At 74.2% G+C, this 14,342-nt stretch carries 11 protein-coding genes; 5 read left to right on the plus strand and 6 right to left on the minus strand.

Features of this window, described 5'->3' with window-relative positions:
* Both BN6_RS20045 and BN6_RS20050 read right to left on the minus strand, forming a co-directional pair.
* Nucleotides 1–426, minus strand: a complete 426-nt coding sequence (locus BN6_RS20045) for an Hsp20/alpha crystallin family protein (RefSeq protein ID WP_015101539.1) — start codon at nt 424–426, stop codon at nt 1–3.
* Between the two features lie 99 nt (nt 427–525).
* Nucleotides 526–1,725 (minus strand): MFS transporter, encoded by a 1,200-nt coding sequence (locus tag BN6_RS20050; protein WP_015101540.1) that lies wholly within the window; start codon nt 1,723–1,725, stop codon nt 526–528.
* 458 nt (nt 1,726–2,183) lie between these two features.
* Here BN6_RS20050 and BN6_RS47920 point away from each other — a divergent pair, with 458 nt between their 5' ends.
* Together BN6_RS47920 and BN6_RS48940 are read left to right on the plus strand one after the other, a co-directional pair.
* Nucleotides 2,184–3,689 (plus strand): hypothetical protein, encoded by a 1,506-nt coding sequence (locus tag BN6_RS47920; protein WP_015101542.1) that lies wholly within the window; start codon nt 2,184–2,186, stop codon nt 3,687–3,689.
* Nucleotides 3,686–4,864 carry an FAD-binding protein gene (locus tag BN6_RS48940; RefSeq protein ID WP_041313371.1) on the plus strand — a complete coding sequence of 393 codons (1,179 nt, stop codon included), beginning with the start codon at nt 3,686–3,688 and terminating at the stop codon, nt 4,862–4,864. The genes BN6_RS47920 and BN6_RS48940 overlap by 4 nt, the downstream gene beginning before the upstream one ends.
* Nucleotides 4,865–4,937: 73 nt before the next feature.
* Here the strand turns inward: BN6_RS48940 and BN6_RS48945 are convergent, their stop codons facing one another.
* Complete coding sequence (locus BN6_RS48945) at nt 4,938–5,555, minus strand: sigma factor-like helix-turn-helix DNA-binding protein (RefSeq protein ID WP_015101544.1); 618 nt, start codon at nt 5,553–5,555, stop codon at nt 4,938–4,940.
* A gap of 28 nt (nt 5,556–5,583) precedes the next feature.
* The gene (locus BN6_RS48950; RefSeq protein ID WP_015101545.1) at nt 5,584–7,491 is read right to left on the minus strand and encodes a Crp/Fnr family transcriptional regulator; all 1,908 of its coding nucleotides are present in this window, start codon (nt 7,489–7,491) and stop codon (nt 5,584–5,586) included.
* A gap of 523 nt (nt 7,492–8,014) precedes the next feature.
* Here BN6_RS48950 and BN6_RS20075 point away from each other — a divergent pair.
* On the plus strand, nt 8,015–11,092 hold the full coding sequence (locus BN6_RS20075) for a BTAD domain-containing putative transcriptional regulator (RefSeq protein ID WP_041313373.1): 3,078 nt from the start codon (nt 8,015–8,017) through the stop codon (nt 11,090–11,092).
* A 143-nt stretch (nt 11,093–11,235) separates the two neighbouring features.
* On the opposite strand, the gene BN6_RS20080 is transcribed toward BN6_RS20075, so the two are convergent.
* Nucleotides 11,236–12,042 (minus strand): ABC transporter permease, encoded by an 807-nt coding sequence (locus BN6_RS20080; RefSeq protein ID WP_015101547.1) that lies wholly within the window; start codon nt 12,040–12,042, stop codon nt 11,236–11,238.
* Nucleotides 12,039–12,989 (minus strand): daunorubicin resistance protein DrrA family ABC transporter ATP-binding protein, encoded by a 951-nt coding sequence (locus BN6_RS20085; protein ID WP_015101548.1) that lies wholly within the window; start codon nt 12,987–12,989, stop codon nt 12,039–12,041. Before BN6_RS20085 ends, BN6_RS20080 begins: the two co-directional genes overlap by 4 nt.
* Nucleotides 12,990–13,180: 191 nt before the next feature.
* Here BN6_RS20085 and BN6_RS49680 point away from each other — a divergent pair, with 191 nt between their 5' ends.
* Together BN6_RS49680 and BN6_RS20090 are read left to right on the plus strand one after the other, a co-directional pair.
* Complete coding sequence (locus tag BN6_RS49680) at nt 13,181–13,315, plus strand: hypothetical protein (RefSeq protein ID WP_269454346.1); 135 nt, start codon at nt 13,181–13,183, stop codon at nt 13,313–13,315.
* Nucleotides 13,316–13,385: 70 nt separating this feature from the next.
* Complete coding sequence (locus tag BN6_RS20090) at nt 13,386–14,156, plus strand: VOC family protein (RefSeq protein WP_015101549.1); 771 nt, start codon at nt 13,386–13,388, stop codon at nt 14,154–14,156.
* Nucleotides 14,157–14,342: the final 186 nt, after the last annotated feature.

A 14,342-nucleotide genomic window follows, 5' to 3' on the forward strand; every position in this document is an offset into this window, starting at 1 on the left:
TCAGGCGTCGATCTGCTTGGCCTCGACGTCCCCGGTGACCGCGATCTTGCGCGGCTTCGCGCGCTCGGCGACGGGGATCCGCAGGGTCAGCACGCCGGTCTCGTAGTTGGCCCGGATCCGCTCGGCGTCCAGCGCCTCACCGAGGAAGAGCTGCCGGCTGAACTGCCCGCGCGGCCGTTCGGCCACCTGGTACTCGCGGTCGCCGGCGGCGGGGCGCTCGGCGCGCACGGTCAGCACGTTGCGCTCCACGTCGAGGTCGATCGACTCGGCGTGGACGCCCGGCAGGTCGAACTGGACGACGAACTCCTCGCCGTCGCGGTAGGCGTCCATCGGCACGGGGGCGGGACGCGCGGAGGTCCCGTTCGCACCGAAGAACTGCTGGGTGAGCCGGTCGAGCTCGCGGAACGGGTCGGTGCGCATCAACATCGTCACAGGTTCCTTCCACACCAGTCGGTCATGGTCGCGGCGGGTCGTCCGCGCCGCTCGTAGTTGCCAACGACCGACTCAACTTTCTTGTTCCCGTCCTTACAAGATTTTTGCCGACCGCTCTACCAGTACCGATACCCCGGCAACGGCCAGCCCGGCGAGGCTCAGCGCGACGCCGACCCATGCGGTCGACGTGTAGCCCCACCCGGCGGTGATCGCCAGACCGCCCAGCCACGCGCCCGCGCCGTTGGCGATGTTGAGCGCCGAGTGGTTCGACGAGGACGCCAGCGACGGTGCGTCCGGCGAGGCGTCCATCAGCCGGATCTGTAGCGCGGAGGCCAGCACCTGGGACACGAACCCGAGCAGGAACACCAGGCCGAACGCCATCACGGCGTTGGTCGCGGTCAGGCCGAACAGCGCCAGCACCGCGGTCACCGAGACCAGCGCGCCGAACACCGTTCCCATCACCGAGCGGTCCACCAACCGGCCGCCGAGCGTCGCGCCGACCGTCATGCCCAGCCCGAACACCGCCAGCATCCACGGCACCGCGCCGCCGGGCAGCCCCGTCACCTCGGTGGTCAGCGGCGCGATGTAGGAGTAGACGGCGAACATCCCGCCGAACCCGACCATGCCCGTGACCAGCGCGAACCACACCTGCGGGCGGCGGAACGCGCGCAGTTCGGCCCCCACGCCCGCGTTGCGCGCGGCGGGCACGTGCGGCAGCCACCGGGCCAGCGCGAGGGTGGTCACGACCGCGATCACGGCCACCGCCACGTACGCCGCGCGCCACCCGATCTCCCGGCCGGCGGCGGTCGCCACCGGCACGCCGAGCAGGTTCGCCAAGGTCAGCCCGACCATCACCCGGGCCACGGCGGTGCCGCGCCGCTCCGGCGGCACGAGGGAGGTGGCCACTACGGCGGCGATGCCGAAGTACGCGCCGTGCGGCAGGCCCGCGACGAACCGGGCGACCATCAGCAGGCCCGCGTTCGGGGCCAGCGCGGAGAGCGCGTTGCCGGTGGCCAGCGCGACGGTCAGCGCGAGGAGCAGGCCCTTGCGGGGCAGTTTCGCGCCCAGGGAGGCGATCAGCGGCGCGCCGACGACGACGCCGAGCGCGTAGAAGCTGATCGAGTGCCCGGCCGTCGGGATGGAGATGTCGAAGGTGCCCGCCATCTGCGGCAGCAGGCCCATGGTGGCGAACTCGGTGGTGCCGATCGCGAACCCGCCCAGGGCCAGGGCGGCCATCGCGGGCAGTCCGCCCCGGACGGCGGGCGCGGTGGACTCGGCGGTGGTGGCGGTCATCTCGCTCCCGTGGACGTGTCCCGTGTCGGCGCTGACCGCGACCGTTGGCGAATGGTGAGCACGATTGGTTAGCAACTGAAACGATTCTACCGGCCATTTCACCGGCCTCGGCCGTGCCGGTGCTCACAGCGTCGACGCGGTCGAGGTCCTGTCGTCGCTGATCGGCAGGGCGACCTGGTCCGCATCCGCGCCCGCGAGCCGGTCGGCCCGCGTTCTGCCCGGACTCCGAGCACCGCGGGCAACGGCGTCTGCTCCACGGAGAACCCTGCCGCCGCGCTTGGCGTTCGTGCCGTTCGCGCACGGCGCGCGCAAGCGCATCGGCCACCGGTTCAGCCTCGTGGAGGGCACTCTGGCGTCGGCGTCCGGCGTGGCGCGGTGTCCGCCGTGATCCGCCCGCGGCGGCTGCGGATGAGGGCCACCGCCCGCACGGTCGGGTGGTCCACCAATAGGGTCTGGGGGTGCCCATCGCATTCGACACGACCGGCCTCCAGCAGCAGGACCCGACGACCTGGGTGAACCCGGCGACCGGCGACCGGGTGAGCCTCCAGTACTTCGACCTGGTCCCGGACCTGCCGGCCGCGTTGGAGGACCTCCCCGGGCTGCGGCACGACCTGGCGGTGATCTACGGCGAGTCCGGCTGCCTCATCGAGGCGCACACCCTGCTGCTCGGCGGCGTGCCCGCGCTGTTCCAGGTGCTCAAGCTGCCCATCCCGAACCAGCCGAGCGGGCAGGTGTTCGTCGCGTCGTTCACCGTGCCGCGCGCCGGCTCCAGCGCGGTGCTGATGACGCAGGCGGTCGAGCGCGGCACGACCGGCGTGCGCGAGGCCGTCCTGGCGGCCCGGGTCGGCTTCGAGCGGTGGCTCATGCCGCACCCGTACGCGCCGGAGCTGAAGGGCCGGCTGCCATTCCACGCCGGCGACGACCCCCGCTTCGACCAGGAGTTCGCCGACCACCCGCTGACCCGGGTCCGGGCCTGGGCGCACCACGTGATCCGGACCGGCACCGTCGACCCGAGGTTCGCCGCCCTCCCGCCGTTCCCCGGCCCCGCCGCACCACCCGCACCCCCGCAGGCGGCACCGCCACAGCCGCTTGCTCCCCAGCAGCCGCCCGTGCCCCAGCAACCCGTCCAGCAGCAACCCGTCCAGCAGCAACCCGTCCAGCAGCAACCCGTCCAGCAGCAACCCGTCCAGCAGCAACCCGTCCAGCAGCAGCCCGTCCAGCAGCAGCCCGTTCAGCAGCAGCCGGTTCAGCAGGCCGCGCCGGCGACGGCCCCGGTGGCCGGTCCCGGGCCGGCGGTGGGGTCGACGCTGACCACGGTCGTGCCCGGCATCCCGATCGGCGGCTACCTGCCGCTGTGGGTGGGCGCGGAGTGCACGTTCTGGCGGATGCACGACCCGGCCGCCGTGCTCGACCTGCTCGGCCGGGGTCTGCTGGCGCGCAGCCCGTTGGGGGAGACCAGGTTCCGCGACCTGGTGGCGCTCGACCCGGACTCCTCCACCATCGTGCTGCTCAACCGCTACCGCTCCGACGACGGCGACATCGCCGCCGGCGTGGCCGAGTTGAGCCGGGTCAGCGGCCAGGAGGCCGACGACGGGATGAACCAGACCACGCTGGTCGACGCCTTCCAGTGGGTCGGCCAGGTCAGCGCGGCGGCCGCCGGGCGCGGCGAGTGCGTCACCGTCGAACCCGGTCAGCACGACGGCGAGATCCAGGAGCCGTACGTGCTGCTGGTCGTCCAGGAGTACGAGGGGCAACGGCTGTCGGTGGTGCAGACCGCGCCCGCCCCGCCCGCCGACGTGCCGCTGTGGGAAGGCCGGGCGTCGATGAGCGGCCCGGCCACGCCCGAGTCGATCGCCTCCGGCGGCCTGCTCGCGATGTACGCGATGGACACCTGGGGCGTGCACCCGCTGCACCTGTGCCTGACCTTCGGCCCGGTGCCGAACCTGGTGCGCGGAACCGGGTGATCACGAACTGGGCGGGCACGCTCGCCTTCACCCCGCGCCGCGTCGAGTCGCCGGACTCGGTGGACGCGCTGCGCCGGGTGGTCGCCGGTTCCGCCGCCGTGCGTGTGCTCGGCGCGGGGCACTCGTTCCGCCCGCTGGTGGTCACCACCGGCACGCTGATCAAGCTCGACGCCCTGCCGGCCGCGTTCACCGCCGGTCCGCGCGCGGTACGGGTCGGGGCGGGCGTCCGGCTGGCCGAACTCACCGCGCGGCTGCACGCCCACGGCCTCGCGCTGCCCGTCATGCCGTCCCTGCCGCACATCACGGTGGCGGGCGCGGTCGCGACGGCCACGCACGGCTCCGGCGACGCCCTGCGCCCGCTGTCCGACCTGGTCGAGTCGCTCGACCTGGTCACGGCGGACGGCGGCCTGGTCGTGCTGCGCCGGGGCGACCCGGAGTTCGGCGGCGCGGTGGTGTCGCTGGGCGAACTGGGCGTCGTGGTGGCGCTGGAACTCGCCGTGGTCCCGGCGTTCGACGTCGAGCAGCGGGTCTACGAGGACGTGCCGTTCGCCGTCCTGGTCGAGCGGTTCGACGAGGTGTTCGCGAGCGCCTACAGCGTCAGCGCGTTCACCAGGTGGCGGGGCGACGCCCGGCTGTGGGTGAAGCGCCGGGTCGCCGACCCGCCCGCCGACCTGGCGTGGGCCGGGCGGGAGGCGCGCGGCCCCCGGCACCCGGTGGACGGTCAGCCGGCGCGGCACTGCACGCCGCAGGCGGGGGAGCCGGGACCGTGGCACGAACGGCTCCCGCACTTCCGCGCCGGGTTCACCCCCAGCGTCGGCCGGGAACTCCAGTCCGAGTGGTTCGTGGCCCGCGAGCACGCCGTCGCGGCGCTGACCGCCGTGGCCGCGCTGGGGATCGGCGACCTCCTGCTGGTCTCGGAGCTCCGCACCGTCGCGGCGGACGACCAGTGGCTCAGTCCGGTCCACCAACGGTCGAGCGTCGCCCTGCACTTCACCTGGCGGCAGGACGACGCCGTGCCCGCGGAGATCGACCGGGTCGAGCGCGCGCTCGCGCCGTGGACGCCCCGACCGCACCCGGCGAAGCTGTTCCACCGCACTGACCCGACGCCGCGCCGGTTCGCCGACCTCCGGGCCCGGCTGGACCCGGCCGGGAAGTTCCGCGCGTCCGACGGCTGACCCGGCCCGGTGCCCTCGACGCCGTCAGAGGTCCAGCCCGTCAGAGGTCCAACCCGTCTGGGGCCCAGCACGGTCAGGTCGAGGTGCCCGAGCCGGGTGAAGTCGGCCAGGATGTCCATGGCGTTGACCAGGCCGACCGCGCCGTTGACCAGTGCCGGGCGGGCGTACAGCGCGAGCTTGGCGAACATGAGCGCGCGGCCCGCGACCTCCGGTGCGCCGCGCACCACCGAGGACATGTCGGGCTTGAGCGCGTCGAAGTCGCCGCCAGGAACGCGTCGACCACCTCGCGTTGGCGGCTCACGTCGTCCGGCGCCGGCGCGCCGGTCCGCACCCGCCGCCGCGCGCGACTGGCGAGTTGGCGCGCGGCGGTCGGGGTGCGGCCGACGATCGGTGCGATCTCGTCGAAGGAGACGCCGAACAGGTCGTGCAGGACGAACGCCAGCCGTTCGGCCGGTTTCAGCGTCTCCAGCACGACCAGCAGGGCGAGCCCGACCGGGTCGGCGACGACCGCCGCGTGCCCCGGGTCGTCGGCGCTGGTGACCACCGGGTCGGGCAGGTGCACCTCCAGCGGGTCCTCCCGGCGCGACGTGCGCGAGCGCAGCATGTCCAGGCAGACCCGGCCCACCACGGTGGTCAGCCACAGTCGTCTTCCTCCGATCGCGGTGCCGTCACCCCACCTGACGGACGGCACCGCCCCGATGTGACCGGGGGAGATCAGATCACCTGAGCCGGGCGAACCTCCGCAGGTGGTCGAGGTCCGGCACCAGGACGTCCCGCCGGTAGTGGCTGACCACGACGCCGGCCTTGCGCAGGTCGCTGAACGCCTTCTCGGCGGTGCGCGGCTTCATCCCGGCCATCGAGGCGAGCTCGACCTTGGTCAGCGGGATGCCGAGCGTCCAGCCGCCGCGCTCCTCGCGCCCGTAGGAGCCGACCAGCTCGGCCAGCACCCGGGCGACGCGTTCGGCGGCGGTGTGCGACAGGAAGTCCCGGCGGCGCTTGTTGGCCCAGCGGAGCTGGTCGTCGATCACGCTGATCAGCTCGACGAACATGTCGTTGCGGCGGTGCAGGAACGCCATCAGCTCGGCGCTGGTGATCAGCTTCGCCACGACGTCGCCGCAGGTCACGACGGTCGCCGAGCGCGGCTTGTGGTCCAGTGCCGCCATCTCGCCGACCAGGTCGCCCGCGACCCGGATGGCCAGCACGGCGGTGTCCCCGGCCTCGTCGGTGACCTGCACCTTCACCACGCCGTCGAGCAGCAGGAACGCGTGCGTGTCGTGCGCGTCCTGCTCGATGAGCTCCCGGTCGGCGGCGTAGCGCACCACCGTGCCGACGGTCAGCAGCTCCTGCCGGGTGTGGTCGCGCAGCCGGCCGAGCAGGCTGTGGTCGGGCCACTGGGGGTCGGTGGCCAGGCCCGAGCCGGGCGCGAGCAGCCGCGGCGGGTACTGCCGGGGGACCGCGCCCCGGGTCAGCGGGATGGCGGGCTTGGAGCGGGCGAGCAGCCGGGCGGCCTCCTCGACCGGCACGTGCACGTCCTCCAGCGCCCGGCGCGCGCCGAACTCGCCGGCCTGGGCCTCGCACGCCCGCAGCTGGCGGGCCAGCAGCCGGGCCGCCGGGTGCGACGTGCCGTGGATCGCGCAGGCCCGACCGGCCGCCGTGCGCACGGTGTCCAGCGCGCGCCGGGCCTGGGCCGGTGCGCCCTCGACCCGGGCGACCTCCAGTTCGGCGGCGGCCAGGTTCGACTGGGCGACCAGGGCGTTGGGGTGGTCCGGCCCGAGCTTGGCGACCGCGAGGTCGGCCGCGCCGCGCAGGCTGGGCAGCACGAGCTGCGCCTGCGCGGCGGAGCGCCGCACGCGGGCCAGCTCGAACTCGGCGGAGGCCAGGTTGGCGCGCGCCACGAGGGACTGCGGGTGGTGCGGGCCCAGCGCGGAGGTGGTCCGGTCGGTGGCCTCGCGCAGGTCGGCCAGGGCTTCGCCGACGTGGTCGGCCCCGCCCTGGTCGCGGGCGATCTGGAACCGGGCGGAGCGGAGGTTGATCAGCACGGTCAGCGTCTGCGGGTGGTCCGCGCCGAGCGTGGCGGTGGTGCGGCGGAGGTCGTCCTCGAGGGTGTCCGGGTCGTCCCCGAGGTCGGCGAGCAGGTCCGGCGAGGCCGGCAGGTGCTCGCCCACGGCGGTGGGCATGCGCTCCGCGTGGGCGCGCGCGACGCCGACGCCGATCGCGGCCGCCAGCGGGGCGGCGACGGGCTCGCCGGACCACTTGCCGCTCTCGGCGAGGACGTGCGTGGTGGCCATGGTGGCGGCACCGCCGGTCCACGGCCCGGCGATGTGCCGGCCGACCAGGTCGGACCGGCCGCGCGCGACCGCGACCAGCGCGCGCTGGTCGCGCACCTTGGCGGCTTCGTCGCTGCCCGGGTCGACCAGGTCGAGCATCGCGTCCAGCAGTTCCTCGCCGGCGTCGGCCGAGCCGATCCGGGTCAACGCGACCACGCACCGCAGCAGGCGGTCGACGTGGCGACGGGCGGTGATGGCGTCGAGCGTGTCCGCGAGCTCGACCGCCAGGTGGCGGGCCTCCCGCCGGTCCGGTGCGGATCGGGCCAGGACGGTTTCGAGTTCGACCACTCGGCTGTTCATTCCGGCACTCCAGGTGGCTGGTGGTTAGCATCCGGGGGGCATGGGGGCCGAGTCGTACTGCCGGCGTGGAATCGGTCCCCACAGCGCGGATATCGCGGTCTATGACGCTTCGTTAGCCCGACCGGTGACATCGTTACGGTAAGAATGGTCGGACGTTCGCCCGGGGCCGCAATAGTGCGGACGTGATCCCCCGCTATTCGTCGTCTGGGTCTGATATGAGCGATCGGGACGAATACCACGGTCCGCATTGGTAGCGCTCCCATGCAGTCTGCCCTGCGCGGCGTCGAAGCCCCAGCGTCGTGGTCGTGCGTCCAGTCGGGAATGTCGAGCGGGATTCGGCGACTGTAGTCACTGTCCGTGAACCGGGTCGGCGGAAGTGGGGGCGGTCGAGCTATTACCGATAAGTACTCATGAAATTCTCACGTGTTGTGCGTGCGTTGGTCACCCTTGTTCCGCTGCGCCGCGTGATCGCCGAAGACCACCCCGACGGAGCAACGCACCCGCACGTGGCACAGTTGGCCCCATGCGGGTGGGGGTGCTGGGGCCGTTGGCGGTCACCGTCGACGGCGCGCCGGTCGAGGTCGGTGGTTCGCGGGTGCGCGCGCTGCTCGTCCGGCTCGCGCTCGGCGTCGGCCGGACCGTCACCGTGGAGGAGCTGGCCGACGCGCTCTGGCCGGAGGACAAGCCCGCCGACGAGGTGGGCGCGGTGCGCTCGCTGGTCTCCCGGCTGCGCCGCGCCCTGCCCGACCCGGCCGCCCTGCGCTCGGCGCACAGCGGCTACTGCCTGGACCTCCCGCCGGACGCGGTCGACGCCCACCTGTTCGACCGGCTGGCCCGCGAGGCGCGGCGCGCCCTGGCCGCCGGCGACCCCCCGACGGCCCGCCGGCTCGGCCGCGAGGCGCTGGACCTGTGGCGCGGGCCGGCGCTCGCCGACGTGGCGGGCCTGCCGTTCGCGGTCGGCCACGTCGCGGGCCTGGACGAGGCCCGGCTGGCCGCGTTCGAGGACGTCGCCGCCGCCGAGCTGGCCGCCGGCGACGGCCGGCACCTGGTCGCCGACCTGACCGAGCTGGCCGCCCGGCACCCGCTGCGCGAGCGGGTGCAAGCGCTGCTGCTGCGCGCGCTGTTCGCGGCCGGCCGCCCGGCCGAGGCGCTGGCCGGGTACGAGGAGGTCCGCCGCCGGCTGGCCGACGAGCTCGGCGCGGACCCCGGCCCCGAGCTGCGCGCGACGCACCGGGAGCTGCTCCGGGCCGAACCGCCCGACCAGCCCCGCACCGGCAACCTGCGGATGCCGCTGACCAGCTTCCTGGGCCGGGCGGGCGACCTGGAGCGGGTCGCCGACCTGCTGGGCCGGCACCGGCTGGTCACCCTGGTCGGCCCCGGCGGCGCGGGCAAGACCCGGCTGGCCACCACCGCCGCCGCCCGGCTGCCGCAGGTCGTCTGGCTGGTGGAGCTGGCCCCGGTGACCGACCAGGGCGACGTGGCGGCCGCCGTGCTCGGCGCGCTGGGCCAGCGCGAGCTGCGCACCGCGCAACGCCCGGTCGGCCGGCTGGACGCGATGGGCCGGCTGGTGGAGTCGCTCTCGCGCACCGAGGCCGTGCTCGTGCTGGACAACTGCGAGCACCTGGTGGACGCCGCCGCCCGGTTCGCCGACGAGCTGCTGGGCCGCTGCCCGCTGCTGCGCGTGCTGGCCACCAGCCGCGAACCGCTGGGCGTGTTCGGCGAGGCGATCGTGCCGGTGCCGCCGCTGGACGACACCACCGCCGTGCGGCTGCTCGCCGAGCGCGCCGCCGCCGTGCGCCCCGGGTTCGAGGTCACCGACGCCAACCGGCCGGTGCTGGCCGAGACCTGCCGCCGGCTCGACGGCCTGCCGCTGGCCATCGAGCTGGCCGCCGCCCGGCTGCGGTCGCTGTCGCCCGAGCAGCTCGCCGGCCGGCTGGACGACCGGTTCCGGCTGCTCACCGGCGGCAGCCGCACCGCGATGCCGCGCCACCAGACGCTGCGCGCGGTCGTGGCGTGGAGCTGGGACCTGCTCGACGACGCGGAACGCGCGTTCGCCGAGCGGCTGGCCGTCTTCCCCGCCGGCATCGACCTGGAAGCCGCCGAGCACCTGGTCGGCGAGGACGCGTTCGACCTGCTCACCGCCCTGGTCGACAAGTCGCTGCTGCACCCGGTCGACGGCGGGCGCTACCGGATGCTGGAGACGATCCGCGAGTACGGCCTGGAGCGGCTCGGCGAGCGCGGCTGGATCGGCGCGGCCCGGACCGCCCACGCCGAGTACTACCGGGACTTCGCCGAACTCGCCGAACCGCACGTGCGCGGCAAGGAGCAGCTGGCGTGGATCGCCCGGCTCGACGCCGAGCGGGACAACGTGCTGGCCGCCCTGCACTTCGCGGCCGACAGCGGCGACGCGGACACCGCGGTCCGGATCGCGGCGGCGATGAGCATGTTCTGGACCGTGCGCGGCAACCGGGCCGACTCGGTCGGCTGGCTCCGACTGGCGCTGGACGTGCCGGGGGAGTCGCGCCGGGTGGCCCGGCAGGTGGTGGCGGCGTTCCTGCTGCTCAACAACGCGATCTCGGGCGGGTTCCGCAACCTGGACGAGCAGGTGCCGCAGATGCAGGCGCTGGCCGAGTCGGTCGAGCCCGACCACCCGGTGCTGGTGCTGCTGGAACCGCTGGTCGGGCTGTTCCTGGACCGGACCGACCAGGCGCTGGCGGCGATCGACGCCCGGCTGGACCACCCGGACCCGTGGACCCGGGCGATGCTGTGGGCGGTGCGCGGCGCGCTGCGGGAGAACGTCGGCGACATGGCCGGCGCCCGCGAGGACATCGAGGTGGCCATCACCGGCTTCCGCGAGGTCGGCGACCGCTTCGGCCTGTCCCAGGCGCTGACCGGCGTGGCCGAGGCGCGGCTGGCGTTCGGCGACGCGCAGGGGGCGCGGGCGGCGCTGGAGGAGTCCGTGCGGATGCTGCGCGAACTCGACCCCGACGACGACGTCACGCACGAGCGCGTCCAGCTCGCCTGGATCCACGCGCTGCTCGGCGACGTCGAGCGGGCGAAGGAGGAGGGCCGCCGGCTCAGCCGGCCCTCGCCGGGGCCGTGGTCCGCGCGCGGGGCGGCGTTCGCCCGGGTCATGCTCGGCGACCTGGCCCGGTACGAGGGCGACCTGGCGGAGGCGGGCCGGCAGTACGAGACGGCGTCGGTGCTGCTGTCCGAGGCGCCGTTCGTCGTGCCGCAGTTCGTGGCGCTGATGCGCGCCGCGCACGCCCAGTTGGCCGTCGCGCGCGGCGAACCGGCGACGGAACTGGTGCGCGAGGGCGCGGAGCAGGCCCAGTTGTCCCAGGACATGCCGGTGTTGGCGCGGGTGGCGGTGGCGGGCGCGGCGGTGCGGCTGTCCGAAGGCGACTCGTCGGCGGCGGCCACCCTGCTCGGCGCGGCCGAGCAGTTGCGCGGCGCGCCGGACGCGCTGCACCTGGACGTCGTGCGGCTGTCCGAAAAGCTGCGTGCGGACCTGGGCGACGCCGCGTTCGACCTGGCCTACGCATCCGGCCGCGCGATGGACCGCGAGACCGCGATCGCCCTGACCACCCTGCCCGACTGACCTACCCCACGCGCGAGGCCGCGCTTCGGGCAAGAGGTTCGCGCGGCCAGGCTTCGAACCCACCGGCCCGGAGCGGGGGACTCTCGCGCGCAAACACGCGTCGAGCCGGCCCTCAGCGGAAGGCCGGCTCGGACGGGCGCGGGTCAGGCGCGGCGGCGGTACGCGCGGACCGCCAGCGGGGCGAACACGACCACGAACACGGCCGACCACAGCAGCGTCCACAGCACCGGTCCCGCCACCGGGCCGCCGATCATCAGGCCGCGCGCCGCGTCCATCACGTGCGTGATCGGGTTGACCTCGACCCACGACCGCAGCCACGACGGCAGCGTGTCCGCCGGCGCGATCATGCTGGTGCCGAAGGTCAGCGGGAACAGCACCAGGAACGCGATGCCCTGCACCGCCCCCGGCTCCCGGACCAGCATGCCCACCAGGACGAACGCCCAGCTCAGGCTGAACGCGAACAGGATCACCAGCAGGCACGCGGCCAGCGCCGGCAGGAACCCGGTCTCCACCCGGAAGCCCAGGATCGAGCCGAACACCAGCAGCGACACCACCGCCACCACGTACCGGATCAGGTCGCCCAGCACCGAGCCGATCAGCGGCGCGGACCGGCCGATCGGCAGGCTGCGGAACCGGTCGAACACGCCCTTGCCGATGTCGGTGTTCAGGTTCACGCCGGTCGCCATGCCGCCGAACAGCGTGGTCTGCACCATGATCGCGGGCAGCAGCGTCTGGAGGTAGTCGTGCGTGGAGCCCGCCACCGCGCCGCCCAGCAGGTACACGAACAGCACCACGAAGATGACCGGCTGCAACGTGACGTCGAGCAGCTGCTCGGGCGTGCGCACCGTCTTGATCAGGCTGCGCTTGGCCAGCGCCAGGCTGTGCCGGGCCAGCCCGAACCGCCGGTGCTCGACCCGTGCCGGGATGGTGCGTTGCGCGGTCATGGTCATGCCGCGTCCTCCTCTTCGGTGTGCCGCCCGGTGAGCGTGAAGAAGACCTCGTCCAAGCTCGGCAGCCGCAGCGACAGCTCCGTCACCGAGATCCCCAGCACGTCGAGCCGCTTGACCACCTCGGTGAAGGCGGCGTCGCCCTCCACCGGCACGGTCACCACGCCCCGGCTCGGCGACTCGGGCTGGTTGCCCGACACCGCGGCCAGCACGGCGGCGGCGTCGGCGAGCCGGGCCTGGTCGGCGGGGCGGACCAGGATGGTCTGGCCGCCGACCACGCTCTTGAGCGAGGCGGGCGTGCCGTGCGCGATGACCCGGCCGTGGTCGATCACCGAGATCTCGTCGGCCAGCGCGTCGGCCTCCTCCAGGTACTGGGTGGTCAGCAGCACGGTCGCGCCGTCCGCGACCAGCGTGCGCACCACGTTCCAGATGTCGTCGCGCTTGGCCGGGTCCAGACCCGTGGTGGGCTCGTCCAGGTAGATCACGTCCGGCCGGCCGACCAGGCTCGCGGCCAGGTCCAGCCGCCGCCGCATCCCGCCGGAGTAGGTCTTGGCGGGCCGCCCGGCGGCCTCGGCCAGGTCGAAGTCGGCGAGCAGCTCGGCCGCCCGCGCCTTGGCCTCGGCCGTGCGCAGGTTCAGCAGCTGCCCGATCAGCACCAGGTTCTGGGTGCCGGTGAGGTCCTCGTCGACCGACGCGTACTGGCCGGTCAGCCCGATCATCCGGCGCACCTTGGCGGCGTCGCGGACCACGTCGAGCCCGCCGACGGCGGCCCGGCCCTCGTCGGGGCGCAGCAGCGTCGCGAGGATCCGGACCGCCGTCGTCTTGCCCGCGCCGTTGGGCCCGAGCACCCCCAGCACCGTGCCGGTCCGGGCGGCCAGGTCGATGCCGGCCAGCGCGGTGGTCTTGCCGTACCGCTTGACCAGGCCCTCCGCTTCGAAGGCGTAACTCATCTCGTCTGCACGTCCTCTCGTCGGGGGAGAGCGTGCGCGGCGGGCATGTCATCGACCGGGCAGACGCGTGTCAGGCCGTGCCACGACCTGCCCGCGCCCTGGCACGGGGGTCCTCAGTGGACGCGACCCCGCACGTCCGCCCTTCGCAGTGGCCACAGTGGATCCCCCGGCTCCGGTGATCGGGTGCACTGGTGCGCGAGGCTCGCGCGACGATGTCGGCCGTCCTCGCCCTGGCCACGATCGTCGCGCGGTGGGACTCCACCCGGCGCACCCGGACCGCCACCCCGGCCGGCCGGGACCGGAGCGGGGCCGGTCCGGTGAGGTGACCCGTGACCTACGGCCACGGCGTCCCCTAGCGTGGTGCCCGCCCGGAACCTCTCGCAGAGAAGGTGAACCTTGCTCACCACCAACTACACCCCCGGCGTGCCCAACTGGATCGACCTCGGCAGTCCCGACATCGACGGGGCGGTCGCGTTCTACACCGGGGTGTTCGGCTGGGAATTCCAGTCCCTGGGCCCGGAAGCGGGCGGCTACGGCTTCTTCCGGCAGGACGGGAGGACCGTCGCCGCGCTCGGCCCGCTGACCGACGGCGAGGCGGTCGCCGCGTGGACCGTCTACTTCCAGACCGCCGACGCCGACGCCACCGCGAAAGCCGTGGTCGAGGCGGGCGGCAAGGTGCGGGTGGACCCGTTCGACGTGTTCACCAACGGCCGGATGGCCCAGCTCACCGATCCCGGCGAGGCGGAGTTCGCCATCTGGCAGCCCGGCGACACCGACGGCCTGGACCTGGTCGGCGCACTCGGCTCGCTGAGCTGGGTCGAACTCCAGAGCCCGGACGTCGAGGCGGCCCAGGCGTTCTACCGCGCCGTGCTCGGCTGGACCGCGGCGCGGACGCCGGTCGCGGGCGGCCAGTACACCGTGTTCACCCCCGCCGGCGGCGGCGAGAACAGCGAGGTCGCCGGGGTGGCCGAGGTGCCGGAGGGACACCCGCCGCACTGGCTGCCCTACTTCGAGGTGGCCGACGTCGACGCGGCGGCGGTGCGGACCGAGGAGTTCGGCGGCACGGTCGTGCTGCCGGCGGTCGACGTCGACGGCGTGGGCCGGCTCGCGTGGCTGGCCGACCGGTACAGCGCCAAGTTCGCGGTCGTCACCAGCGTCCCGGCCTGACCTGGGACAGCCGGGGACCCGCCGCCGGGGTCCCCGGCGACAGTCGTAGCGCCGGACCCGCGTCCGGCCGAAGCTGTTGCTCTGCGTGACGAACTGAGACGCCTTCGCTACCCGCTGTGTCCGCAATTCCAGGGGTAGTGCGTTCAGGGGACGTTGCTTGTTGGTCGAGACCACCCGTTGCTAGCG

The organism is Saccharothrix espanaensis DSM 44229, from assembly GCF_000328705.1.
Classification (GTDB): domain Bacteria; phylum Actinomycetota; class Actinomycetes; order Mycobacteriales; family Pseudonocardiaceae; genus Actinosynnema; species Actinosynnema espanaense.